The organism is Streptomyces capitiformicae (assembly GCF_002214185.1).
GTDB lineage: Bacteria > Actinomycetota > Actinomycetes > Streptomycetales > Streptomycetaceae > Streptomyces > Streptomyces capitiformicae.
Genome location: NZ_CP022161.1, coordinates 9,318,731 through 9,343,844, shown reverse-complemented (window position 1 = coordinate 9,343,844; position 25,114 = coordinate 9,318,731). Strand labels below are relative to the sequence as shown.

Below are 25,114 nucleotides of genomic sequence, written 5' to 3'. Positions count from 1 at the left end.
GGTGTTCAGTCGGCGGTCTGTGTCCGGGACCGCGTCAGCCGGGCGGCGACGACGCCGAGGATCAGCACCACCGGAACGGTGAGCTGGAGCCATATGGCCGTCGTCTGGTCACCGCCGATCAGCGTCGTGAAGTTGGCGATGATGAGCCAGATGGCACCGGCGATGCCGAGGGCGCCCAGGACGGGGGCGATCAGGGTGTTCCAGGGGCGGGTGTCGGCGCTTGAGCGGCGGAAGAACACGACGACCGAGACCGAGGTCAGGAAGTACAGCAGCATGATGCCGAGGACCGCGACCCCGCTGAACCAGGAGAAGAGGGTCAGCACCGGGTCCTTGCCCAGGACCGCGAACGGCACCACGAGCAGCACCGCGACCGCGGTCTGCACGGTGCCCGCCACCCAGGGCGAGTGACGCCGGTTGAGGGCGGTCAGACCGTGCGGCAGGAGCCCTTCGCGGCCGAGGGAGAACAGGTAGCGGTTGGCGGAGTTGTGGAAGGCCAGGAGGCCGGCGAACAGGGAGGTGGCCAGCAGGATCGGCAGCACGTCGTTGACCCAGCCGCCGAACTGGGTGGCGATCGGCGCGAAGACGAAGGCCGCGGCGTCGCCGCTCTCCAGGGCCTTGCCCGCCTCGGCCGCGGCCTGGGACGCACCGTGCGCGGAGACCAGCATCCATGAGGTGAAGGCGAAGAAGCCGGTGATCACCGCGACGGACACGTAGGTGGCCCGGGGGACGGTCTTGCGGGGTTCGCGGGCCTCCTCGCCATAGATGGCGGTGGCCTCGAAGCCGAACATCGACGCCACGGCGAACATCAGGGCCACGCCGGGAGCGCCCTGCAGCGCGGCGGACGGCGAGAAGCTCTCCGTGAGACCGAGCCCCTCGGGGCCGCCACCCGTGAAGAGGGTCACGAGGGCGAAGGCGATCAGGATGCTGAACTCGGCGAGCACGAAGACGGCGAGGATCTTGGCGCCCATCTCGATGCCGGAGGCGCCGAGAACCTGCACGATCGCCATGGTGACCAGCGCCCAGACCCACCACGCCACGTGGGCCCCGGTGTACTGCTCGACAAGGCCGCTCATGATGCTTCCGTACAGCCCGTACATGCATGCCTGGACGGCGCAGTAGGCGAAGAGCGCGACAGCGGCGCTGCCGGAGCCGGCCGAGCGGCCGAGCCCTTTGCCGATGTAGGTGTAGAAGGCTCCGGCGTCCACGACGTGGCGGCCCATGGCGACGAATCCGACGGAGAACAGCAGGATGATGACGCCGGCCGCGAGGTAGGCGGCCGGAGCGCCGGCGCCGTTGCCGATGGCGATGGCGATGGGCACGGCCCCGGCGATGCCGGTCAGCGGCGCCTGGGCGGAGAGAACGAAGAAGAGGATGCCGAGGACACCGAGAGAGTTGGGCTTGAGTCTGCCTGCTATGGATGCATCATCAGCGGTCTGCGTCGCGACCGCGGTCTGACTGTCCACTCGAATCACCTGCCGGGGAACGGGGAGGGCGGAAGTTTGTTTTAGGCCAAACGAGTTGCCCCATGGTGAGCTGGAACTATCCGTTTGACAAGGGGTTGCGGTGAGATCCTTCTGCGGACGCGGAGGTCTTTACAGGACCGTGACTCAGGCGGCGGGCCGGTCGGCCGTGCCCCGGCGTACGAGCCGCACGACGACCGACTTCGAGGCAGGGGTGTTGCTGAGGTCGGCGGTGCTGTCCAGGGGTACCAGGACGTTGGTCTCGGGGAAGTACGCGGCGCAGCAGCCACGGGCGGTCGGGTAGGACACGACCCGGAAGTCGGGTGCCACACGTTCGGCGCCGTCGGGGTACTCGCCGACCAGGTCGACCCGGTCGGCATCGGCCAGCTGGAGAGCGGCCAGGTCGTCGGGGTGGACGAAGACCACCCGGCGCCCTCCGTGGATGCCGCGGTAGCGGTCGTCGAGGCCGTAGAGGGTGGTGTTGTACTGGTCGTGGGAGCGGATCGTCTGCAGGAGGAGCCGTCCCTCAGGCACGCGCAGTATGGTCATCGGATTGACGGTGAAGCGGGCCTTGCCGGTCGCGGTCGGGAAGTGCCGGTCGTCCCGTGGCCCGTGCGGCAGGACGAACCCGCCCGGATGGCGTACGCGCCGGTTGAAGTCCTCGAAGCCGGGGACGACCCGGGCGATGCGGTCACGGATCAGGTCGTAGTCCTCCGCCATGGCTCGCCAGGGGACGCTTGGCGGCTCACCGCGAGCGGCGAGCACCCGCTCGGCCAGTTCGCAGACGATCGCCGTCTCCGAGCGCAGCTCGGGCGAGGCGGGTGCCAGCGTGCCCCGGGAGGCGTGCACCGAGCTCATCGAGTCCTCGACGGTGACGAACTGCGGTCCGCCGCCGCGCAGGTCGGCCTCGGTGCGGCCGAGCGCGGGAAGGATCAGCGCCCGGCGGCCCGTGACCAGGTGGGAGCGGTTGAGCTTGGTGGAGACCTGCACCGTCAGGGCCGTACGGCGCAGGGCCTGCTCGGTGACCGCGGTGTCCGGGGTGGCCGAGACGAAGTTGCCGCCCATGGCGAAGAAGACCTTCACCCTGCCGTCGCGCATGGCGCGGATGGTGTCGACCACGTCAAGCCCGTGGTGACGCGGCATGGGCCGGCCGAACTCCTTCTCCAGCGCGTCCAGGAAGTCGTCCGCGGGCTTCTCGTAGATCCCCATGGTGCGGTCGCCCTGGACGTTGGAGTGGCCGCGCACCGGGCAGACCCCGGCACCGGGGCGGCCGATGTTGCCGCGCAGGAGGAGGAAGTTGACCACCTCGCGGATGGTCGGTACGGAGTGCTTGTGCTGGGTCAGGCCCATCGCCCAGCACACCACGATCTTCCGGGCCTTCAGCACGCGCTGGTGGATCCGCTCGATCTGCTCGCGCTCCAGGCCCGTGGCCTGAAGGACTTCCGCCCAGGGCGTGGCGCGCACGTCGGCCGCGAACTCCTCGAACCCGTCGGTGTGCTCCTCGACGAACGCACGGTCCACCACCGTGCCCGGGGCCCGGTCCTCGGCCTCCAGCAGAAGCCGGTTCAGGGCCCGGAACAGGGCGAGGTCGCCGCCGAGGCGGATCTGTGCGAACTCGTCCGCCAGCGCGGTGCCCCGGCCGATCATCCCTGAGGGCCGCTGAGGGTTCCTGAAGCGCAGCAGGCCGGCCTCGGGCAGCGGGTTGACCGCTACGACGTGCCCCCCGCCCCGCTTCGTCCGCTCCAGGGCGGAGAGCATGCGGGGATGGTTTGTCCCCGGGTTCTGGCCCACGACGAGGACCAGGTCCGCCTGGTGCAGGTCGTCGAGCGAGACGCTTCCCTTGCCGATCCCGATGGTCTCGGACAGGGCCACGCCGGAGGACTCGTGGCACATGTTCGAGCAGTCGGGCAGGTTGTTGGTGCCCAGTGCGCGCACGAACAGCTGGTAGACGAACGCCGCCTCGTTGCTGGTACGCCCCGAGGTGTAGAAGGACGCCTCGTCCGGCGAGTCCAGCGCGGCCAGTTCCCCGGCCACGATGTCGTACGCCTGTTCCCAGGTCACCGGCGTGTAGTGCCGCGCCCCGGGTGCCAGGTACATGGGGTGGGTGAGCCTGCCCTGCTGGCCCAGCCAGTAGTCGCTGCGCTCCAGCAGCTCCGCCACGCTGTGCTCGGCGAAGAAGGCCGGGGTGACGCGGCGCAGTGTGGCCTCCTCGGCCACCGCCTTGGCGCCGTTCTCGCAGAACTCGGCGGCGTGCCGGTGGTCGCCCTCCGGCCAGGCGCAGCCGGGGCAGTCGAACCCGGTCTTCTGGTTGACGCTCAGCAGGGTCAGCAGGGTCCGCTTGGCGCCCATCTGGCGGCCGCCGTGCCGCAGCGACTGGACGACGGCCGGGATGCCGGCCGCGTACTCCTTGGGCGGACCGACGGTCAGACCGCTGTCGCCGGGGTCGTTCTCCGGTGGCCCGGACGCCATCGGTGACATGCCGCGTTCCCGTCTACTCGTGCACCGTGATGGCCTGGAGCGGACAGACCTCGGCGGCCTCGTACAGCTCCTCGGCGCTTGCCTCGTCCACGTCGGCCACGTAGACGTCCGTCGCCTGCGATCGCAGGGACAGGCGTCCCTCGTCGTCCAGCGCGAACAGGTCGGGGGCGGCGTACACGCACTGGCCGTGGTCCTGGCACTTGTTGAGGTCGACTTCGACCTTCATGACGGCTCCTGTCTCTCGGAGGGGTCGGGGGATCAGAGGAAACGGACGGGGAGGTGGGTGATGGTGCGCAGGAACTCGGTGTGGGCGTAGGCGGGCTCACCCGCCAACTCGACACCGGAGAACCGGTTGACGATCGAGCTGAAGACGATGTCGGCCTCGGCGCGGGCCAGGACCTGGCCGGCGCAGCCGTGCATGCCGGAGCCGAAGGCAAGGTGCTGGCTGGCGGCGAGGGGGCGGGTGTGGTCGAAGGTGTCGGGGTCGGTGAAGACCTCGGGGTCGCGGTTGGCGGAGGCGATGAGCAGGGCCAGCGCCTCTCCGGCCGGTACGGCGGTGTCGCCGATGACCGTGTCCTGCGTGGTCAGGCGCACCACCATCGACTCGGGTGTGTCGATGCGCAGGATCTCGTTGATGATGCCGGGCCGCGCCTCCGGCTCGTCCCGGTAGGCGGCGAACAGCTCGGGCCGCTGCGTCATCAGCCAGATGCCGTGATTGATCAGGTGCTTGACGTCGAGGTGGCCCACGGCGAAGAACAGGAAGATGGTGTAGACGACCTCTTCCTCGGTCATCTTGCCCTCGTCCTGCGCGGCGATGAAGGCGTCGATCAGTCCCTCGCCGGGGTGTGCCCGCTTGTCGGCCACGAGCCGGCGGATGTGCTCGGCGAACCAGGCGAACGCCTCCGTCGTGGCGCGGGCCTCCTCGTCGTTGCCGCCGGGGCCGAGGCTCAGTCCGATCTCGTAGGTCTTGCGCTGGATGGTGTCCATCTCGGTCGGCTCGATGCCGAAGATGTGGCAGGTGGTCTCGAAGGTGCACTTCAGGGAGAGGCCGTCGGCCGCGTCCAGGGTGCCGTCGCCCTTCTCGACCTCGTCGAGCACGGCCTCCACGGAGGCGCGCATCACCTTGGACCACTCCTCGACGGCCTTGGGTGTGAACCAGCGGTTGGTGATCCGCCGCAGCCGCGTGTGGTCGGGGGCGTCCTTGCCGAGCATGGTGTGGTGGATCGGGTCGGCGACCCCGAAGTCGAGCTGCTCCACGCTCAGGCTGGGGTTGCGGATCAGCCGGGCGACGTCCTCGTAGCGGGAGACGACGTACAGGCCGACCGGATGCCGGTAGACAGGGTGATCCTGCCGCAGCCGCGCGTAGTACGGGTACGGGTCCGCACGGAAGCCTGGGTCGCGGAAGGGCAGCAGGTCCTCGGTGGCGGACGCGGGTCCTGCGGTGGTGACGGTCACGGCGTGGCACTCCTCGTATCGGGCGCGAGGCGGAGGGGGAGCTGGGGAGTGGAAGAAGGAGGGGCGAACCAAGGGCCCCGTACCGCCGAGAATTATCCAGCCGGATAATTTCGTCAATACTTCGCGGGCACGTAATCAACTCTTTACGCCGCCGGAAACGGACGAGCCCCCGTCGCCAGGCGACGGGGGCTCGTCCTGACCTGCTGTTATGCAGGGATTGGCAGGGGGCGACTACTCTGCGTCTCCCGGCTGCCGGGTCAGCAATGACCGCAGTTCCTTCAGCGCGGCCTCGGTGACGTCCGGCTCGTCGAGGACCAGCTGGTGCAGCACGAGACCCTCCAGGGCGGCGAAGACAAGCCGGGTCAGGGCAGGGCTGGTGCCGTCGGGCAGGCTGCGGGACAGCTCCCTCTCCGTGGCCTGGAAGTACTCGTCGTACAGCGCGCGGATCTGCGGCAGCAGCTCGGGCCTGCGTCGGGATTCGAGCATGAGCTCGTACTGGAACGTCTGCATGGCCGGCTCGCGGGTGACCATGTCCGCCAGTCCCGCCGCGAAGTCCGCGATGTCGCCCGTGCCGGGTTCCAGGGAGCTCGTACTCGCGCTGGTGCGCACCGCGTGTTCGAGGGCTGCCTCGATCAGCGCGTCCCGCGAGCCGAAGTGGTGCACCACGAGCCCGTGCGTGACACCCGCCTCCTCCGCGACGGCGCGATAGGTGAGCTTGCGCAGCCCGCCGCGGGCCACCACGCGCACGGCCGCGTTGAGCAGGGCCTCACGGCCGGTCCCGTAGTCCACGCGCTTGCGGGGCCTGACGGCTGGCTTCTCGGCGGAATCGCTCATGAGCGCGACCCTACCCGTATGCGGGGACCGGCAGACCGTCGCAGGGGCGTCAACGCTTCGGCGGGCGGATGCCGCGGAACTCCCAGTCGCCGCCGAGCGCGGTGGACAGCACTTCCTCCGACTCGGTGGGCTGGGCGCCGACGTCGGTGCGGACGGGAGTGGGGCCGGTGACGATGTGGTTGGTGAGTCTGCCGAGGCCCTCCACCTCGACCTCGACGACGTCTCCGGGCTGGACGGGGCGGGAATTGGCCGGGGTGCCGGACAGCAGTACGTCTCCCGGGTACAGGGTGATCGTGCGGGCGATGTCGGCGACGAGGTAGTGCATGTCCCACTTCATCTCGTCCGTCGTACCGTCCTGGACGACCTCCCCGTTGACGTACGTGCGCAGGGCCTTGCCGTGGAAGTCCCAATCGGTGACCAGGCCGGGGCCGAGGGGGCAGAGGGTGTCGGAGCCCTTGACGCGGAGCATGGAGCCGGCGTCGGTGTCGCGGAAGTCGTGCAGGCCGTAGTCGTTGGCGATGGTGTAGCCGACGATGTACTCGCCCGCTTCGGCCGGGGAGATGTTGCGCGCGGTCTTCCCGATGACGATGGCGACCTCGCCCTCGTAGTTGAGCCACTTGCAGCCCTCGGGACGGACGATGGCGCCCTTGTGGGAGTTGAGGGCCGAGGTCGGCTTGTGGAAGTAGGTGGGCGTCTCGGGGAGGTCGATCTGGAACTCGTCGACGCGGCTGCGGTGGTTGAGGTGGACGGCGACGACCTTGGAGGGGACGACCGGGGGCAGGTGCTGCGCGTCGTCGGTCTTCACGCGGCGGCCGTCCCCGGCGACGAGTTCGTCACCGTCGACGGTGACCTGGACGGCGGCGCCGTCGAGGAGGATGCGGCGGTACTCGGGCATGTCACGGACTCCTAGATACGGCTGTGGGGGGTGCGCGGGGTGGGCAGGCCGGTTCCGGTCCAGCCGTCGGCGGGGCGGTCGAACCAGAGGTGGACCTGGCCGGTGCCGATCGAGTTCTCGTACTCGCCGTACTGGCGGGCCGTGGCGACGCAGGCGCGCTCGCCGAGGGCACCGGCCATCATCAGGTAGTGGAAGAACTTCGCCTCCGGCTTGTACTTCCAGAACGCGTCCATCGTGTCGAGGACCTTGTCGTGACGGCCCTCCTTGAACCAGGCGATCCGCTCGAAGTCCGCCTCGCGGGCCTCGGGCGTGAAGATGTGCACCGGGTCGCTGGACTCGTGGTCGCGCAGCTCACGCAACGGCCAGAAAGTGTGCGAGAGGGCACCGGAGGCGATCAGCAGCACGCGTCGCCCCGGAGTGGCGGCGATGCCGTCGGCCAGGGCGCGGCCGAGGCGCAGGTGGTCCTCCATGTCGCCGGTCTGGCAGACGCCGATGGTCACCCACCGCTTGTCGGGCAGCCCCTCGCCGAGGAACTTCCACAGGTTGATGGTGGCGTAGTAGATCGGCAGGTGGTCGTCGTCGATCGCGGTGATCCAGGTGCCGTGCCGGTCGGCGAACTTCTCAATGTTCCCGGCCAGTTCGGGATCACCGGGGAAGTCGTACGGCATCCGGCACATGCCGCGTGGCAGTTCCTCGGAGGTGAACAGGCCGGCGCGGCGGGCTTGCGCGGTGACGACGAACTCGACGGTGGTGGCCCAGTGGGAGTCCAGGACGACGACGGTGTCGTAGTCGTCGCGGGCGAAGACGTCCTGACGGAGCTGGTTCAGGCCGGTGACGAGGGTGATCTCCTTGCCCCCGTTGAGCTCCAGCCGGGTCTCCTCGGGCAGCACGATGGTGGGGACGTGGGCGAGCAGGCCCGCCCCGACGATCTCACCCATGGTTCCTCCAACCGCTCGGGGCGGTCACGGTGTTCTTGACGTCGCAGTAGAAGTCGAAGCTCCAGGTGCCGCCCTCGCGGCCGACGCCGGAAAGCCGGGAGCCGCCGAAGGGTGCCTGCAGGTCGCGGACGAAGAAGCAGTTCACCCACACCGTGCCCGCGACCAGCCGCGCGGTGACGCGTTCGGCGCACTCGTGGTCGCCCGTGAAGACGGTGGCGGCCAGGCCGAAGCGGGTGCCGTTGGCGAGCCGGACGGCCTCCTCCTCGTCCGTGAAGGTCTGCAGCGTCAGGACAGGGCCGAAGACCTCCTCCTGCACGATCTCGGAGTCCTGGGCTACATCGGTGAGCAGGGTGGGCACGTAGTACTGGCCGTCCCCCCGGTGGCCGCCGATGACGGCGCGGGCACCGGCGGCCACGGCCCGCTGCACGAACCCGTCGATCTTCTCCAGCTGGCGGGGGTGGATGTTGGGCCCGATGTCGGTGGCCTCGTCGCGCGGATCACCCTGCTTCAGCGCGCTCGCCTTCTCGACGAACCGGCGCGTGAACTCCTCCGCGACCGACTCCTCGACCAACAGCCGGGTACCAGCCAGGCACACCTGGCCGGCGTTGTCGTACTGCTCCACCGCCAGGTCGACGGCGAGGTCCAGGTCCGCGTCGGCGAACACCAGCAGCGGCGACTTGCCGCCCAGTTCGAGACTCAGGGGCGTGAGGTTCGCGGCCGCCGACTCCGCGATGCGCTTGGCCGTGGGTACCGAGCCGGTGAAGCTGATGCGGCGCACGTCCGGGTGCGAGGTCAGCGCGTCGCCGATCTCGGAGCCGTAGCCCTGGACGACGTTCAGGACACCCGCCGGGAGCCCCGCCTCGGCGGCGATGTCGGCCAGCAGGGAGGCGGTCAGCGGCGACCACTCGGCCGGCTTCAGCACCACCGTGTTCCCGGCGGCCAGCGCCGGGGCGACCTTCCACGTGGCCAGCATGAGCGGGGCGTTCCACGGGGTGATCAGGACGCAGGGCCCGGCCGGGTCCCAGCTGACGTGGTTGCTGTGGCCGCGTGTCTCGAAGTCCTCGTGCTCCAGCGAAAGCAGCCAGTCCGCGAAGAAACGGAAGTTGTGGGCGACCCGCGGCATCACCCCACGGCGGTGGGAGCGCAGAAGGGCTCCGTTGTCGGTGGTCTCGACGATGGCGAGCTCTTCGATCCGCTTCTCGACCCCGTCGGCGATCGCGTGCAGGATGCGGGCGCGTTCCGCGCGGGAGGTGGCGGCCCAGGCGGGGAACGCGGCCTTCGCGGCGGCCACGGCGGCGGCCGCCTCCATGGCTGTGCCCCGGGAGATGTCGCCGATCGTGCTGCCGTCGATGGGCGAGACGTCCTCGAACGTCTGTGTAGAGGCGACGCGTTCGCCGCCGATCCAGTGCCGGGTGTCGACGGCGACCCCGGCCACGGTGATGGTGTGTTCGCTCATGCTCTGTTCCTCCGGTCTCGCGAGGTGGTGGGGTCTACTCGGCGCCGGAGGTGCCGGATTCCAGCAGTCGGCCGCCGTCCCAGACGACGCCGACCTGGCGGTAGTAGGCGGCGATCGGCTCGCGGATCTCCAGGCGGGCCAGTTCTTCGGTGGGCGCCTCGAACAGCTCCAGCTCCGCGTCGCCGCGCCAGGCCTGTCCCGCCTCGAAGGACGCGGCGCCCGACTCGATCAGCTCGTCCAGGGCGAGGCCCTTGCCCTTCTCGATGGAGGGCAGCCAGCGGTGGTGGGCCATGGGGTGGGCGTTGACGAAGCCGTTCGTCTCCGACGGCTCGCGCAGGGTGACCACGGTGTGGGCCAGGCGCCGGTCGGCGGCGGCGAGCGTGGCGCCGAAACGGGCCCCCGCCTCGATGCGCGGGGCGGGGCCGTACGGGTGCGGGCGCGTCTGGTGGATCGAGCCGAGCTTCTTCGGGTAGCCCTGGTGCAGCCCGCGCGCGATGGCGAAGTCCTTGTCGACCCAGATGTAGACGCAGCGCGAGTAGGTCTGTCCCCGGTACTTGCAGCGGACGACCGCGAAAGCCTCCTTGTACTGGGAGAGCACCGGGTCGAGCAGTTCCTCGCCGGACGCCGAGCAGGACTGCCAGTCGGCCCAGATCAGCGCGACCGCGCCCGGGTCCTCGTCGGCGAGCTCCAGGGGCTCGGGAAGCAGTTCCCGCACGCGGGCCGGGTCGGTGCGGTACTCGACGGTGAGCAGGTCACCGGAGTACCGGTAGGGCGGTGAGGGGATCAGCGACGAGGCTCCGCTCGCCGTCTTGGGGAAGAAGAATCCACGGACGGTGGTCATGTCAGCAATGTCCTTAGGCGGTGAGGGCGGGCTGCTTGAGCAGTTCGGCGCGGTAGCGGGAAGCGGGGGCCGCCGCGGCCTGACCGCCGAGGGCGACGACACCGGCCAACCGGCCGCCGGCGTGGTAGCCGACGACGACGTCACCGTCGAGGTCGCCTTCGAGCACGCGCACGTCCTCCTTGCCGAGCACCGGAGCCCCGAAGGACTGCAGGCGGAAGTCGTGCTGGTCGCTCCAGAAGGTGGGCAGCGGCGCGAACGGGGACAGGTCGTGGCCGGTGCCGGTCAACGCGGCGACGAGGGTCTTCGCGGCGTGCTTGGCGGTGTCCGTGGGGATGCACCAGTGCTCCACACGGCGCGGTACGCCGTCGTAGCGGGCGTTGGGGAAACGGGCGACGTCACCGACGGCCACCACGTCGGGCCGTCCGCCGACGCGCAGGTGCTCGTCGGCGAGGACGCCGTCGCTCAGGTCGAGGCCGTTGCCGTCCAGCCACTCGGTGTTGGCGACCGAGCCGACCGACTCGACCACCACGTCGGCGGGCAGGACGGTGCCGTCGCCGAGGGCGACGCCGGTGACGTGGTCGTCGCCGGTGAAGCCGGTCACGCCCGTGCCGAGGGCGAAGCGCACGCCGCGTTCTTCGTGGCGCTTCAGCAGGGCCCTGGCGAGGAGCTCACCCAGGGGGCCGACCATCGGCAGCGGCAGCGGGTCGACGACGGTCACCTCGCGGGCGCCCAGAGCGACGGCGGTGGCGGCGACCTCGCAGCCGATGAAGCCGCCTCCGACGACGACCACCCGTGCTCCGGGCCTGGTGAGGGCCTGTCGCAGGCCCTGCGCGTCGTCGATGGTGCGGACCGTGTGCCGGCCCGCGAGCGGGCCGGGGCAGCGCAGGCGCCGGGGCCGCATTCCGGTGGCGACGACCAGTCCGTCGTAGGAGAGTGCCTCGCCGTCGTCGAACTCGACGATGTTCTCAGCGAGCCGCGCGGCGACGACCCTGGTGCCCAGCCGCCACTCCGCGTCGGCCACGCTCGCCCGCGGGCGGAAGGCGAGGGACTCGAAGGGTGCCTTGCCGGCCAGGACCTCCTTGGACAGGGGTGGCCGGTTGTAGGGCATATGCGGCTCGTCACCGACGAGCGTGATGGCTCCGGTCCAGCCGGCGGCCCGCAGTTGCTCGGCCGCGCGCAGGCCGGCCATGGAGGCGCCGGCCACGACGATGCGTGCGTTCATCATCAGCCCTCGAGACGGATGGCCTGGAGCGGGCACACGTCGGCGGCTTCCTCGACCTCGTCGCGCAGCGCGTCGTCGGGGTCGGAGACGTACGCCAGGTGGCCGCTGTCGTCCATGGAGAAGACATCGGGGGCGGCGAAGACGCACTGACCGTGGTCCTGGCACTTGTTCATGTCGACGACGACCTTCATGGCCGGTCCTCCTGAAAGTGAGGGCGTCGGGGCGGGGGGCGAGGGGAGGAAAGAGGGGCCCGACCGCTGTGGGCCGGGCCCCGGCCAAGGGCCCGGCCGACTGACCGAGCCCTTACTCATTTGGCTTCAAACAAGATAGGAAGCAACCCAGCCCTGGTCAATACCTATCCATGCGGATAATTTTTTTCCATCCCCTCTTGCGGGGCGCCCGTAGCACCCATACCGTTTGGCACCAAACAAGTCACCCCTGTGCCTCCACCAGCACCGGCCCTCTGACTTCCCTCGCCACCCACACCCCCAAGCGCCCGAGGAGACATCGGTGAGCGCAGTCCCAACCCCCAGCCTCCGTCAGCACATGCAGCGGCTCGCCGCCGAGGGCATCGACGTGGTGCGCGTGACCTATCCCGATCTCATCGGCACCGACCGCGCACGCGACATCCTGCTGGACCACCTGCCGTCGGCCTGCGACCACGGCCTGGCCTTCTGCCGGGCCGCTTACCACACCAGCCCCCAGGGCGACGTGGTCCCCGTCTCCGGCGGCCTCGACGCCGGTCTGCCCGACATCACCGTGCGACCGGACCTGGACAGCCTGGTCCCCCTCCCCTGGGAGCCCGGCGTCGCGTCCTGCCTCGCCGACGTCACCGACCCGGCCACCGGCCTGGTTGCACCGGAGTCGCCCCGCGATCTGCTGCGCACCGTCCTCGCCCGGTGCGCCGAACACGGCCTGCGTCCGGTGGTCGGCCCCGAGCTCGAGTACTTCCTCTGCGACGAGAACCCTGCCTCCCCGAGCGGCTGGAAGCGTTACTCGGGCGCCGCCGGCGTCGTCTACACCGCCGGTCTGCGCGCCGACGGCGACAACCACCTGCTGCGCACCCTGCGCCTGCTGCGGGACATGAACATCGGCGTGACCAGCGGCAACCACGAGTTCGACGGCGGGCAGTTCGAGATCAACCTCACCCACTCCGACGCCCTGTCCGCCGCGGACCGCGCCTTCCGCTTCAAGTCCGCGATCAAGGAGCTGGCCCGGAAGGAGGGGAAACTCGCCACCTTCATGGCCAAGCCGTTCAACGACGCCGGAGGCTCCGGTTTCCACCTCCATCTGTCATGCGACAGCTCCGACGAGGAAGGCGCCGGTAACGCCTTCGACGATCCCGCCGGGCCGTACGGGCTGTCCTCCACCGCCCGCCACGCCGTCGCCGGCATCCTTGCCCACGCCCCGGCCCTGGCCGCACTGGCCAACCCGACCGTGAACTCCTACAAGCGTTTCGGTCCCGACACCCTCGCGCCCTGGCTGATCGACTGGGGCCTGGACAACCGCAGCGCCATGGTCCGCATCCCGCCCGAGCGCGGCTCCGGCGCACGGTTCGAACTGCGCCTCGGTGACGCCAGCGCCAACCCGTACCTGCTGATCGCGGGCACGGTCGCCGCCGCGCTGCTCGGGGTGCTGGCCGGCGAGGAGCCCCCCGCCCCACTGGAGGGGTACGGCTACGACACCGCCAAGGCAGCCGTACTGCCCATGAGCCTGCCGGCCGCGCTGGACGCCCTGGAAGCGGACACGGAACTGACCGACGTCCTCGGCAAGGACTTCACCGCCTCCTACCTCTCCTACAAGCGCAACGAGGTCGAACGCTTCCAACGGCACGTCACCGACTGGGAGTTCACCGAGTACGCCTACCACCTGTGACGACTGGGAGCCATGCGATGACGACCGAGACCCCGACCGCCGCCGTGAACGAGCCGATGCCGCTTGCGGACGTCAACCTCGCCGACCTGGACAACTTCACCGACGGCATCACCCCATGGCGTATGTTCCACACCCTGCGCCACCAGGACCCGGTGCACTGGCAGCCCGAGGAGGCCCCCAACTCCGGCTTCTGGGCGGTGACGCGGCACGCCGACATCGCCCGCGTCGACCGCGACGCAGAGACCTTCACCTCGATGAAGTTCGTCAACCTCGAAGAGGTCGACGAGGACCAGATCAAGACGCGTGCCTCCATCCTGGAACTGGACGGCGTCCGCCACCGCGCCATGCGCAGCCTGCTCCAGCGCCAGTTCGGCGCGAGCGTCATCAACAGCTACACCGACTTCCTGCGCGGCCTGACCGCCACCACGCTGGACGCGGCGCTCGCCAAGGGGAGCTTCGACTTCGTCAAGGAAGTCTCCGCCGACTTCCCCATCAACGTCCTCGCCCGCCTCCTCGACGTACCCCCGGAGGACAACCAGCAGCTCATCGACTGGGGCAACCGCATCATCGGCAACACCGACCCCGACTACGCCGACGTCCTGCTCGACAGCGCGGAGAGCGAGCAGTACCGGCACCTCCCGTTCCGCTCGCCCGCCTCGCTGGAGGTCTTCGAGTACGGCCGTGAACTGGCCCGGCAGCGGCGCGGCGGCGACGGCACCGACCTGGTGTCGAAGCTGGTGAACACCACCCCGAAGGACGGTGTGCCCCTCTCGCCGCAGGACTTCGACAACTACTTCCTGCTCCTCGTCGTGGCCGGCAACGAGACCACCCGCCACACCATCACCCACTCCATGCTCGCCCTGCTCCAGCACCCCGAGCAGCTGGCCCGGCTTCAGGAAGACCCCTCCCTGATCCCGACGGCGGTGGAGGAGTTCCTGCGCTGGGCGTCGCCCGTCTACCACTTCCGGCGCACGGCGACCCGTGACGTGGAACTGGGCGGCAAGCGGATCAAGGAGGGCGACAAGGTCGTCATGTGGTACGCCTCCGGCAACCGCGACGAGGAGGTCTTCGGCAACCCCTACGACTTCGACGTCGCCCGCGCCGACAACGACCATGTGACATTCGGCAAGGGCAGCCCCCACCTGTGCCTGGGCAACCTGCTCGCGCGCACCGAGATCCGCATCATGTTCGAGGAGCTCATCCCGCGCATCGCCGACATCAAGCTCGCCGGCGACGTCCCCCGCGTGCGCTCCAACTTCGTCAACGGCATCAAGAAGCTGCCGGTCGAGGTCACCCTCGCCTGACCGCCTGCCGCAGCCGTCCGGACGGCTGCGGCCGCTGCGGCGCCCCGACCCGCACGAGCGGTCGCCCCTCACACCTGACCTCAACCACACTCGTCCCGAGGATCGCCATGATGACCACTCCCCGCATGCAGCTCGTCCTGAGCGAGAACTGGACCATGACCGGCGGCCGCGCGGACCTGCCGACCGTGATCCGCTGGGCCCGCGAGGCCGAGGACGCCGGATTCGACTCCGTCATGATCAGCGAACACATCGTGCTCGGCCCCGACGCCGGAGCAGCCGGCGTGATGGGCAACCCCCGCGACTACGCCCTACCGGGCAACCAGGACCCCCGCACCCCATGGCCCAACTCGCTCATGCTCCTCAGCGCGATCGCCGCTGTCACCGATCGCCTGCGCCTGGCCGCCTCGGCGGTCATCGCTCCCCTGCGGCATCCCCTGCTCCTCGCCCGCGAGCTCGGCACCCTCGACCTTCTCTCCGAAGGCCGACTGATCGTGCTGCCCAACGTCAGCTGGAGCCGGGACGAGTACGCCGCACTCGACGTCCCGTTCTCCCGGCGCGGCAAGCTCCTCGACGAACACCTGGACATCTGGGCGAAGCTGTGGGGCCCCTCCCCCGCGTCCCACGAGAGCGAGTACTACGCCTTCCAGGACGTCTACTTCGAGCCCAAGGCATACCGCCCGGACGGCCCCCGACTGTGCTTCGGCGGCGCGGGCATGCACGACGCGATGGTCCGCAGGATCGTCCGGTACGGCCACGCCTTCAACCCGCTGGGCAAGGTAACGCCCGAGCACATGAAGACGCTGAAGACCGCGATGGCCGCCGCGGGCCGCGACATCGCCGACCTGGAGATGATCGGCAGCACCCGCGCCGTGTTCCCCGACGACAACTCCTGCGCCGACCTGGCACAGGCTCTCGATCCCATCCCCGAGCAAATCGCCCAGGGCTTCACCACCTTCTGCATCAAGCCCTCGCAGTTCACCGACGACCCGAACGGAGTGGGCGCGTTCTGCCGCGAGGTGATGCGCCGCGTGGAGTCCCTGACCGCCTGACGGCGCGATTCGGTGTCCGGCATCGCGGCCCGAGCGGTCCGCTGACGACGAATGGCACCTGGCCGCAGAAGAGCGAACCGAACGAGCCGAGGACCGCAGCATGACGACTTTCGACGAGGAACTCGCCGGCAAGATCGTGGTCGACTGCGTCAACCCGCTCGGCTTCGGCAAGAAGGGCCTCCGCACTCAGGCCCGAGGAGGGCAGCGCCGCTCAGCAGGCTGCCGCCCTGTTGCCGGACTCCCGGGTGACCGCCGCGTTTCACCTTCTCTCCGCCGTCACTCTGGAAGACCGGCAGATCGAGAAGATCGACACCGACGTACTCGTCCTGGACGACGAACGCGCCGCCACCGACACCGTCCAGGCACTCGCCTCACGCCTCCCGGGCGCACGCGGCCTCTACGGCGGACGACTGTGCAACGCCCAGCAAGTGGAGTGTCGGTAGCCAACCTGATCTCGGTGAACCGCCGCTACAAGGCCCGCGCCGGCCTGCGCCTCAGCGATCCGTCAGGCCGGCGCCGTCTTGCGCTGCCCGCTGGCCACTCGCTTGTGGATCAGCCTCGCGTAAACGGATGGGGAGGTCAGTCGCACAAGCCCGGCTTGTCGTCTGTCTCGAGGTTGGCATAGGCATGCCCGTGCTGGTCGCGGACCGGGAGGCCGGCCGGAGATGCCGTTCCGCGGGACTGTAAATCGTTTGACAGCCCTCTTGATCCTCAAGCAGAACGTGGCCCGGACGGAGAGCTGCAGGGACACGATGCAGGAGCATCTCGGTTCCAGCTGCGACACCGGAGTCGCTCCCGGTGATGGTCGATCGGCTCGGCGTCCTTGGCCATTCGGCGGGGGTGGTCCGGAAGCTCGGCAGACGCGTCAAGGCGTCGGGACCGGCGACGTTGTGCGCATGACTCAGACGGAGTTCTCGCACGAAACGCCACCTCCACGGCACGCGATCATCGTGACCGTGCCCACGGTCGTTGGGCCGCCTCCGCGTATGCAGAAACGCACGCGCTTCACGATCTACAGAACGTACGCGACCGCGTCCGTCGCCGCCCTGCTGGCCGCCTTCCTCACCCCGGCGGCGGCCCAGGCCGCCCCCGCCCCGAAGGAAAGCCAACCGGTCCACTCCTACGCCCATGCCGTCCGTGAGTCCGTCTGGGTGGACACCGGCCTCGACGGCGACGGCGACGGGAGGACCGACCGCGTCGCCGCCGACATCGTCCGGCCCCGCGAACCCGCCCGGCAGGGCCGCAAGGTCCCCGTCATCATGGACGCCAGCCCGTACTACTCCTGCTGCGGGCGCGGCAACGAAAACCAGAAGAAGACGTACGACACGCGCGGTCGCGTCGCCCGGATGCCGCTGTTCTACGACAACTACTTCGTTCCCCGCGGCTACGCCTTCGTCGGCGTCGACCTCGCCGGCACCAACCGCTCCGACGGTTGCGTCGACGTCGGCGGCCGCAGCGACATACGGTCCGCGAAGGCCGTCATCGACTGGCTGAACGGCCGCGCCAGGGCCTACACCAGCCGCCGCGGCGGCACCGCCGTCAAGGCGACCTGGACCAACGGCCGCACGGGCATGATCGGCAAGAGCTGGGACGGCACCATCGCGGGCGGCGTCGCCGCCACCGGCGTCAAGGGCCTGAAGACGATCGTTCCGATCAGCGCGATCTCCTCCTGGTACGACTACTACTTCGCCAAGGGTGCCCCGTTCTCCGAGTTCGGCCCCGACTGGCTGTCCTTCGCAGTGCAGAGCGACAACGCCTCCAGGCACTGTGCGGCCACGGAGCGCAAGCTCATCGACGGAGCCCCGCGCAGCGGTGACTGGACGCCCCTGTGGACTGAGCGCGACTACGTCAAGGACGCGGCGAAGGTACGCGCGAGCGTGTTTCTCGTGCACGGGACGCAGGACCTCAACGTCCGTGCCAAGCACTTCGGGCAGTGGTGGGCAGCCCTCGCGAAGAACGGCGCCGAACGCAAGATCTGGCTCTCCCAGACCGGTCACGTCGACCCCTTCGACTTCCGGCGCGCCGACTGGGTCCGCACCCTGCACCGCTGGTTCGACCACGAACTCCTCGGCTACGACAACGGCATCGACCGTGAGCCCATGGCCGACATCGAGCGCCACCCCGACCAGTGGGTCACCTCGAATGTGTGGCCGCCGCACGCCACGCACACCACCACCCTTCACCCGGCCACCGGAAATCGGCCGGGCGTAGGGACCCTCGGCCTGAGCAAGGGCACCGGCACCGGCACCGGCACCGGCACCGGCACCGAGAGGTTCACTGACAACCGGGCGCGCAGCGAAACCGACTGGGCGGCACGGATCGGCAGCACGACGCCCGAGAAGGCCGGCTTCCTGACCAAGCCGCTCACCCGTGACCTGCGTCTGTCCGGCTCCACCAAGGTCACCGTCACCGCCACCCCGACCACCTCGACGGCCCACCTGTCCGCCGTCCTCGTCGACCTCGGCCCCGCCACCATCCGGGACTACGCCGACAAGGCCGAGGGCATCACCACCCTCACCAACCGCACCTGCTGGGGCAGCAGCACCAAGCGGGACAGCGCCTGCTTCAAGGCAACGCGGGCAAAGAAGAAGTCCGTCGACTACACCGTGTTCAGCCGCGGGTGGGCCGACCTCGGCAACCACGCCTCCGACGGTGCCCTACTGCTCGGGGTTGATGGGTTGGGGTTCTCTGGGCCGCTCCACGCGACGGGCATGACGTACCGGCACGGCCCCTTCCGCCGTCTTGCGGCCGCCCCGTTGGCGTGGCTTGCGGGCGGCCCGTCGTTGGGGTTGCGGGGTGGTCGCCGTGGGGGTTGGGGGGTCGGGCAGAATCGGGGGTATGAGCAACCCGGATCGGGCGTCGAACGAGCAGAAGTCGACGCCGGCAGCAGCCGCGAAGCCCGTGTACAAGGATCGGGTCTATCGGTCGCCTGCTGGGCTGGTGGGGGGTGTGATGCTGCTCGGGATCTTCGGGTGGCTCGGGGGCGATGCGGTGGTTTCGGGGGAGGGGCGTACGCCCTGGTTGGCGTTGGCGGCGATGTTGTGTGCTGTGCCGGTGGTGGTGGCGTTCTCGCTTCGGCCCGCTGTTTTCGCCAATGATGATCGGCTGCGGGTACGTAATCCGTTCCGGGTGATCGAGTTGCCGTGGGCGAGCGTGGCCTCGTTGCGTTCGGGGTTCTCGAACGAGGTGATCGACGAGGCCGGGACCAAGTACCAGTTGTGGGCCATTCCCGTTTCGCTCCGGGCGCGGAAGAAGGCCGCTCGGCGGCAGGCCCGTGAGGCGCGGGGGGACAGCAGCGGTCGTACCTCTCTGGTCGACCAGCCCATGCGGTCCGAGGGCGATCAGATCATGGCCGATCTGAGGGATTTGTGCGAGGCCCGGGCCAAGGCCACCGGGTCCCAGGGGGAGCCCAGTGTGCGGTGGGCCTGGGAGATCATGGGGCCGGCGGTGGCGGGGGCCGTGCTGCTGGCGGTTCTGATCGCGTTGGGGTGACCGGTCGGCGGTCTCTTGGGGTTCCTGCGAACGGGCTTCGCGTTCGGGTCGTACCCATGGCTGGCAAACCACTGTGACGATCCGAGTGTCTGGGTGTCGATGAGCGCGCATATCGAGTTGCAGGGGCAGCCGTCACGGCGGTTGCCCGAGTCCGCCGTGCCCGAGGGGTGTCACTCCTGGGGCGGGGAGCGGGTGCGGGCGTGGGCCAAGGCTCAGCCTCCGGTGTGGGTGCCGGTGCGGACGCGGTCCATCCATGTGCTTGCCGTGGCCGTGGTCGGGCTGTTGTGCGGGCTCTGGCTGGCGAATCTCGTTGATGTGCCGCCTGGTCCTGCCGCGCTGTTCTCGTTGCAGTTGGTGTGGACTCTGGTGCGGCCCGAGGTCGTACGGGTGTCCGCGCCCGTGTTGTTCTTCGTGCTGGCCTGGTACGGGGGATCGCGCGATGTGGCGACCCTGGTGGCCACTCTGGCCGTGACCGCGACCTGGGCGATGGCCGAGATTCGGATGAGTGCGCGGCGGACACAGCGGCAGTGGGCCCTGGCGGCCGCCGAGGGGGTGATGGCCTCTCTGCCGGACGGGGTCGGGCCGCTGCGGCGTGGGCGGTTCCTCGTCGGGCTGGGGCTTGTGCCGGCTGTTCTCGGTGGGGTGCTGGTCTTCTTCGGGTCCGGGTTGGACGTTGCCGCCGATCGGCTCGAGGCGACGTTGGCCGGGTGGTTCGTGGTCGGCTTGGGGGTCACCTCGGTGCTCTCCGGCTGGCTGGGCCGGCGGCGGGCCGCCGCGTTGCGGGGGGCTCCTGTGCCTGTGCTGCGGGTGCTCATGCGTGACGGCGCGAACGGGGACGTCGAGGTGTTCGCCGCCGATGACGTGGACGCGGTGCGGCCGTTGTTCACCGTCGCCGCCGAGGAGTGGTACGGCGACGGGGACGAGGATGACGACGAGGGGGAGCGGCGGCTCAGTCAGGAGGAGATGGATGAGCTGCTCGACTCGCTCGAGAACGATGAGGGGGACGACGAGCAGGCCGGGGCGTTGCGTGATGCCGTGTTGTACGGGGCCCCGTACGAGGGTGGCGAGATCGTGATCGTCAGTGCGCCCGAGGACCTCGATGACGTGGACGAGGAACTCGTCGTGGAGTCCTCCGCCGGGCCTGTGCGGGCGCTGTCCGAGCGGGCCGTACGGCGTCGGGTCGGGGCGGAGAAGGCCCGGGTCAGGCGGAACGCGGCCTATGCGGACCGGCGGGAGGCCGCGGCGGCGGTGACGGCGGAGCACCTGGGGTCGGGTGCGGTACGGCGGTGGCGGGCCGGGTGGCTGGACTGGGCCGTGTGTACGGTGCTCGTGGTGTGGGCGGCTCTCATGGTGCTGCCCGAGGGCGGGTTGTGGCGGTACATTCCGGGCGCCCTGCTCGGGCTCGGCGGCGCGTTTCTCCTGCCCGGCATGGCCGCTTGGTGGATCACCGCCGACCGGGACGGGCTCTGGTTCAACGGCATGGGCCGGGTTCGGCACATCGAGTGGGACCACGTCATGACCGTGAAGTGCGAGGGCGGCGAGCTGAAGGTGGACAGCCGCCGGGCGCGGTTCGGGGCACCGTGGACGACGCATGCGCCGCGGTGGGCCCGGCTGGAGCGGCGGTTCGGGCTGATCCACCCGTACGAGAGGGTGGCCGCCGAGATCACCGCCATGTGGAAGGACCCCGCGCTGCGGCCCACCGAGGTCAGCGCCGAGCGGGCGCGCGGCCGCGTGCTGTGGCCGCTGGGCGTGGTGCTCGCCGTGTTGTGGGTGGCGGTACTGGTGCTGGTGCCATAGCGGGGCGGTGGGTGTGGGAAAGCCCCGGTCGGTGCTTGGGTTCCAGTGGTCGTCGCAACACCCCAGCTCAAGGGGTGCGATGGACTTCAAGATCCGGGAGAACCTGGACACCGTCGCCGCCGAACTCAACGGCCGCCCACGCAAAACGCTCGGCTGGGAAACCCCAGCCGAGCGTCTCGCCAAGCTCCTGGTCACAGCCAGTTGATCAACTTGTGTTGCGACGACCCCTGGAATCCGCCGTGGTCCGGCCGGGGCTTCGTCGTGGGGCGTCTGGCGCTCTGGCTCAGATGCCCGCTGCTGTCGACAGATCCCGCTTGATGGCGGCCAGCAGGTCCGTCGCCTTGGCGTGGGCCTCGGGCAGGCCCTCGTGAGAGGCGACCGGAACGACGACCTCCAGGTAGCACTTGAGCTTGGGCTCCGTGCCGCTGGGGCGGACGATCACACGGGCGCCGTCGAGCGTGTAGCGCAGGCCGTCCGTGGGCGGGAGCTCGTCCGTGCCCCGGGTGAGGTCCTCGGCCCTGGTGATGGTGAGGCCCGCGAGGGCGGTCGGCGGCTGCTCACGGAGCCGCTCCATGGCACGGGCGATGACCGACAGGTCCTGGACGCGGACCGAGAGCTGGTCGGTGGCGTGCAGGCCGTACTCGACGGCGATGTCGTCCAGGAGGTCGAGCAGGGTGCGGCCCTCCTCCTTCAGCTGCGAGGCCAGCTCGGTGATGACGAGGGCCGCGGTGATGCCGTCCTTGTCGCGTACGCCCTCGGGGTCGACGCAGTAGCCGAGCGCCTCCTCGTAGCCGTAGCGCAGGCCCTCGACACGGGCGATCCACTTGAAGCCGGTCAGGGTCTCCTCGTAGGGGAGGCCGGCCTTCTCGGCGATACGGCCGAGGAGGGAGGAGGAGACGATCGACTCGGCGAAGGTGCCGCGCGCGCCGCGCCGGACCAGGTGGGTGGCGAGGAGCGCGCCGACCTCGTCACCGCGCAGCATCCGCCAGGCCCCACCTTGATTGCCCTCCTTGACTGCCACGGCGCAGCGGTCGGCGTCGGGGTCGTTGGCGACGATCAGGTCGGGGTCGGTCTCGTGGGCCTTCGCGAAGGCGAGGTCCATCGCGCCCGGCTCCTCCGGGTTCGGGAAGGCGACGGTCGGGAAGTCCGGGTCCGGCTCCGCCTGCTCGGCGACCAGCACGGGCGCCGGGAAGCCGGCTCGGGCGAAGGCGGCGAGGAGGGTGCCCTTGCCGACGCCGTGCATGGCCGTGTACACCGTGCGGGCGGTGCGGGGGGAGCCGGGGGCGAGGACCGCGTCAGTACGGGCCAGATAGGCGTCCAGGACGGTGTCGTCGAGGGTGTCCCAGCCGGCGTCCGGGCGGGGGACGTCGTTCAGGGACCGGACGGCGTCGATCTCCGCCGCGATCTCGGCGTCCGCCGGGGGCACGATCTGGGAGCCGTCGCCCAGGTAGACCTTGTAGCCGTTGTCGCGGGGCGGGTTGTGGCTGGCCGTGACCTCCACACCGGCCACCGCGCCCAGGTGCCTTATGGCGAAGGCCAGGACGGGCGTGGGGAGGGGGCGGGGGAGGACGGCCGCGCGGAGGCCGGCGCCGGTCATCACGGCGGCCGTGTCGCGGGCGAAGTCGGCGGACTTGTGGCGGGCGTCGTAGCCGATGACGACGAGGCCGCCGGTGGCGCCCTTCCTGTTCAGGTACGCGGCGAGGCCGGCGGCGGCGCGGATGACGACCGAGCGGTTCATGCGCATGGGGCCGGCGCCGAGTTCACCGCGGAGGCCGGCGGTGCCGAACTGGAGGGTGCCGCTGAAGCGTGCGGCGAGCTCCGCGGTGTCCCCGGCGTCGATCAGCTTGGCGAGTTCGTCGCGGGTTTCCGGGTCGGGGTCCTCGGCCAGCCACGCCTTGGCGCGGGCGATCAGGTCGTCGTGCACGGGGGTCAACCTCTCGTCCTTTGTTTGTGTGTGGGGTCGATTTTTCTCGCCCCCGCCGCCCCTACCCTTCCCATCCCCCAGGGGCTGCGCCCCTTCGACCCCCGCAGAAGAGCTCGGGGGATGCGGTAGGTGTGGCGGGTGCGGGTGGGTGGGGATTGTTCGCGCAGCTCCCCGCGCCCCTGAAAGACAAAAGCACGGGGCGCAACCCCTGCTTCTCAGGGGCGCGGGGAACTGTGCGAGCGACCACACACCACCCGCACGTCCGAGCTCTGCCGCGCCGTTACAGCCGGTCCAGGACCTGGGTCAGGAGGGCGCCCATGCGCGCCGCCGAGTCGCGGCCGGCCTGGAGGACCTCCTCGTGGTTGAGGGGCTCACCCGTCATACCGGCGGCGAGGTTCGTCACCAGGGAGATGCCCAGGACCTCGGCGCCCGCCTCGCGCGCGGCGATGGCCTCCAGGACCGTCGACATGCCGACCAGGTCCGCGCCGATGACGCGGGCCATGCGGATCTCCGCCGGAGTCTCGTAGTGCGGCCCGGTGAACTGCGCGTAGACGCCCTCTTCGAGGGAGGGGTCGATCTCCTTGCAGAGGGCGCGCAGACGCGGGGAGTAGAGGTCCGTGAGGTCCACGAAGTTCGCGCCCACGATCGGCGACGTCGCCGTCAGGTTCAGATGGTCGCTGATCAGGACCGGCTGACCGGGACGCATACCCTCGCGCAGACCGCCGCAGCCGTTGGTGAGGACGATGGTCTTGACGCCGGCGGCGACGGCCGTACGGACGCCGTGTGCGACGGCGGCGACACCGCGGCCCTCGTAGTAGTGCGTGCGGCCCAGGAAGACGAGCGCGCGCTTGTCACCGATCTTGTAGGAGCGGACCCTGCCGCCGTGGCCCTCGACCGCCGGCGGCGGGAAACCGGGCAGCTCGGTAACCTGGAACTCGGCCTCGGGGGCGCCAAGGGCGTCCACGGCCGGGGCCCAGCCGGAGCCCATCACGAGGGCGACGTCGTGGGTCTCGGCGCCCGTGAGCTCACGCAGGCGCGCGGCGGCGGCGTCGGCGGCGGCGTACGGGTCGCCCTGGATGTCGTCCGGAAGAAGAGAAGCGTTCACGCGACGAGGGTATCCGGTCCTGGCCTACGCGCGTAGATGATCAGGCTCACGGGATTGGGATCGTTGTCTTGTCGTTTCCAACCAAAGGATGCGTGCGGCGGCCGGGTGGTCACTCGCCCGGAACGAAGATGTCCTTGTCGTTGAAGACCTCGACAATGAAGATCAGTAGGCGGCCCACGCTGACCGTGTACTCGATGAGGGTGCTCTGCGTCAGCCGGATCGTCCGGTCTCGTCTCCGGTGGAGCTTATGGGCCGGGACAGGTCGGGGAACGGGTCCTGGGCCGGCATCGTGATGCCCTTGTCGAACGCGGCACGCTGCTGCGGGTCGTGCGTCGGTCCGGCCAAGCCTGGGGCCGGCCACCCTCAGCAAGGCCGCTTGCGCAGCTCCATCACGTAATCGTGTGGTGCGCCCGCCGACTCGGCGGCGTCGGCGATCTCGCCGAGGTAGCGCGCCGAGGGCAGGCCGCCCTCGTAGCTGTTGAGGACGTAGACCCAGGCCGGTTCCTCGCCGTCCAGGGTGTGTACGCGGACCCGCATCCGGCGGTATATGTCGAGGCCCACCCCGACCCAGCGGTCCATCGCGTCCTCGTCCATGGGGGCGATGTCGTACAGCGCCACGAAGACCTGGGAACGCGGGGCCTCGACGACCGTCGCCAGGGCGCCCTCCCAGCCCATGTGCTCGCCGCCGAAGGTCAGTCGCCAGTCGTTCAGCCAGCCGGTTGCGCGCAGCGGGGAGTGGGGGGCGCGGCGGGACATCAGGCGGGCGTCCATGTTGCCGGCGTAGGCGGCGTAGAGCGACATGGGGGAGAGGGTACGGGAGCGGGAGCGCTCCGCTTGGAGTGCCGGGTAACTCGGGTTGTGCTTCGGGTGCGGGTGGGTGAGGGCTGAGCGCTCCCCCACTCTCGGCTTCGCTCGAGCGGGGGGACCCCCATCGCGGCGGAGCCGCATATGTCACAGCCCTGCGCCCCTTAAGGCGGGGGCGGGCCCCG

At 70.1% G+C, this 25,114-nt stretch carries 21 protein-coding genes and 1 pseudogene; 8 read left to right on the top strand and 14 right to left on the bottom strand.

Features of this window, described 5'->3' with window-relative positions; genetic code table 11:
- Positions 1-5 precede the first annotated feature (5 nt).
- From CES90_RS41895 to CES90_RS41845, 11 genes are all read right to left on the bottom strand, one after another.
- Entirely contained in the window at positions 6-1,463 is a 1,458-nt protein-coding gene (locus tag CES90_RS41895; protein WP_189786212.1) for an APC family permease, read from the bottom strand.
- A gap of 144 nt (positions 1,464-1,607) precedes the next feature.
- The gene (locus tag CES90_RS41890) at positions 1,608-3,929 is read right to left on the bottom strand and encodes an FdhF/YdeP family oxidoreductase (protein WP_189786285.1); all 2,322 of its coding nucleotides are present in this window, start codon (positions 3,927-3,929) and stop codon (positions 1,608-1,610) included.
- A gap of 22 nt (positions 3,930-3,951) precedes the next feature.
- Positions 3,952-4,164, bottom strand: a complete 213-nt coding sequence (locus CES90_RS41885) for a ferredoxin (protein WP_189786213.1) — start codon at positions 4,162-4,164, stop codon at positions 3,952-3,954.
- 32 nt (positions 4,165-4,196) lie between these two features.
- Positions 4,197-5,393: a cytochrome P450 gene (locus CES90_RS41880; protein ID WP_189786214.1), complete on the bottom strand. Its 1,197-nt coding sequence runs from the start codon at positions 5,391-5,393 to the stop codon at positions 4,197-4,199.
- 231 nt (positions 5,394-5,624) lie between these two features.
- The gene (locus CES90_RS41875; RefSeq protein ID WP_189786215.1) at positions 5,625-6,227 is read right to left on the bottom strand and encodes a TetR/AcrR family transcriptional regulator; all 603 of its coding nucleotides are present in this window, start codon (positions 6,225-6,227) and stop codon (positions 5,625-5,627) included.
- Between the two features lie 49 nt (positions 6,228-6,276).
- Entirely contained in the window at positions 6,277-7,122 is an 846-nt protein-coding gene (locus CES90_RS41870) for a fumarylacetoacetate hydrolase family protein (RefSeq protein WP_189786216.1), read from the bottom strand.
- 11 nt (positions 7,123-7,133) lie between these two features.
- Positions 7,134-8,060 (bottom strand): 3,4-dihydroxyphenylacetate 2,3-dioxygenase, encoded by a 927-nt coding sequence (locus CES90_RS41865; protein ID WP_189786217.1) that lies wholly within the window; start codon positions 8,058-8,060, stop codon positions 7,134-7,136.
- Entirely contained in the window at positions 8,053-9,516 is a 1,464-nt protein-coding gene (locus CES90_RS41860; protein ID WP_189786218.1) for an aldehyde dehydrogenase, read from the bottom strand. The genes CES90_RS41865 and CES90_RS41860 overlap by 8 nt, the downstream gene beginning before the upstream one ends.
- A gap of 34 nt (positions 9,517-9,550) precedes the next feature.
- Entirely contained in the window at positions 9,551-10,357 is an 807-nt protein-coding gene (locus CES90_RS41855; RefSeq protein WP_189786219.1) for an acetoacetate decarboxylase family protein, read from the bottom strand.
- Between the two features lie 13 nt (positions 10,358-10,370).
- Positions 10,371-11,579: an NAD(P)/FAD-dependent oxidoreductase gene (locus CES90_RS41850; protein ID WP_189786286.1), complete on the bottom strand. Its 1,209-nt coding sequence runs from the start codon at positions 11,577-11,579 to the stop codon at positions 10,371-10,373.
- Positions 11,580-11,581: 2 nt separating this feature from the next.
- A complete protein-coding gene (locus tag CES90_RS41845) occupies positions 11,582-11,770 on the bottom strand; it encodes a ferredoxin (RefSeq protein ID WP_189786220.1) in 189 nt (62 codons plus the stop codon).
- A 355-nt stretch (positions 11,771-12,125) separates the two neighbouring features.
- On the opposite strand from CES90_RS41845, the gene CES90_RS41840 reads away from it, so the two are divergent.
- From CES90_RS41840 to CES90_RS51460, 8 genes and pseudogenes are all read left to right on the top strand, one after another.
- A complete protein-coding gene (locus CES90_RS41840; protein ID WP_373313535.1) occupies positions 12,126-13,454 on the top strand; it encodes a glutamine synthetase family protein in 1,329 nt (442 codons plus the stop codon).
- A 17-nt stretch (positions 13,455-13,471) separates the two neighbouring features.
- Positions 13,472-14,758: a cytochrome P450 gene (locus CES90_RS41835; RefSeq protein ID WP_189786222.1), complete on the top strand. Its 1,287-nt coding sequence runs from the start codon at positions 13,472-13,474 to the stop codon at positions 14,756-14,758.
- A gap of 107 nt (positions 14,759-14,865) precedes the next feature.
- Positions 14,866-15,807 (top strand): LLM class flavin-dependent oxidoreductase, encoded by a 942-nt coding sequence (locus CES90_RS41830; RefSeq protein ID WP_189786223.1) that lies wholly within the window; start codon positions 14,866-14,868, stop codon positions 15,805-15,807.
- 112 nt (positions 15,808-15,919) lie between these two features.
- Positions 15,920-16,309 (top strand): annotated as a pseudogene (locus CES90_RS41825) (NADPH-dependent F420 reductase); the annotation flags it as partial.
- Between the two features lie 484 nt (positions 16,310-16,793).
- A complete protein-coding gene (locus CES90_RS41820; RefSeq protein WP_332836438.1) occupies positions 16,794-18,905 on the top strand; it encodes a Xaa-Pro dipeptidyl-peptidase in 2,112 nt (703 codons plus the stop codon).
- A gap of 31 nt (positions 18,906-18,936) precedes the next feature.
- A complete protein-coding gene (locus tag CES90_RS51750; protein WP_332836413.1) occupies positions 18,937-19,299 on the top strand; it encodes a hypothetical protein in 363 nt (120 codons plus the stop codon).
- A gap of 99 nt (positions 19,300-19,398) precedes the next feature.
- Complete coding sequence (locus CES90_RS41810) at positions 19,399-21,096, top strand: hypothetical protein (RefSeq protein ID WP_189782381.1); 1,698 nt, start codon at positions 19,399-19,401, stop codon at positions 21,094-21,096.
- A gap of 79 nt (positions 21,097-21,175) precedes the next feature.
- Entirely contained in the window at positions 21,176-21,301 is a 126-nt protein-coding gene (locus CES90_RS51460) for a hypothetical protein (protein ID WP_268257016.1), read from the top strand.
- Positions 21,302-21,379: 78 nt separating this feature from the next.
- Here the strand turns inward: CES90_RS51460 and CES90_RS41805 are convergent, their stop codons facing one another.
- The 3 genes from CES90_RS41805 to CES90_RS41795 form a co-directional block, all read right to left on the bottom strand.
- Positions 21,380-23,020 (bottom strand): phospho-sugar mutase, encoded by a 1,641-nt coding sequence (locus tag CES90_RS41805; RefSeq protein ID WP_189782443.1) that lies wholly within the window; start codon positions 23,018-23,020, stop codon positions 21,380-21,382.
- A gap of 280 nt (positions 23,021-23,300) precedes the next feature.
- Positions 23,301-24,125 (bottom strand): purine-nucleoside phosphorylase, encoded by an 825-nt coding sequence (locus CES90_RS41800; protein WP_189782382.1) that lies wholly within the window; start codon positions 24,123-24,125, stop codon positions 23,301-23,303.
- 363 nt (positions 24,126-24,488) lie between these two features.
- A complete protein-coding gene (locus CES90_RS41795; RefSeq protein WP_189782383.1) occupies positions 24,489-24,926 on the bottom strand; it encodes a gamma-glutamylcyclotransferase in 438 nt (145 codons plus the stop codon).
- Positions 24,927-25,114 lie beyond the last annotated feature (188 nt).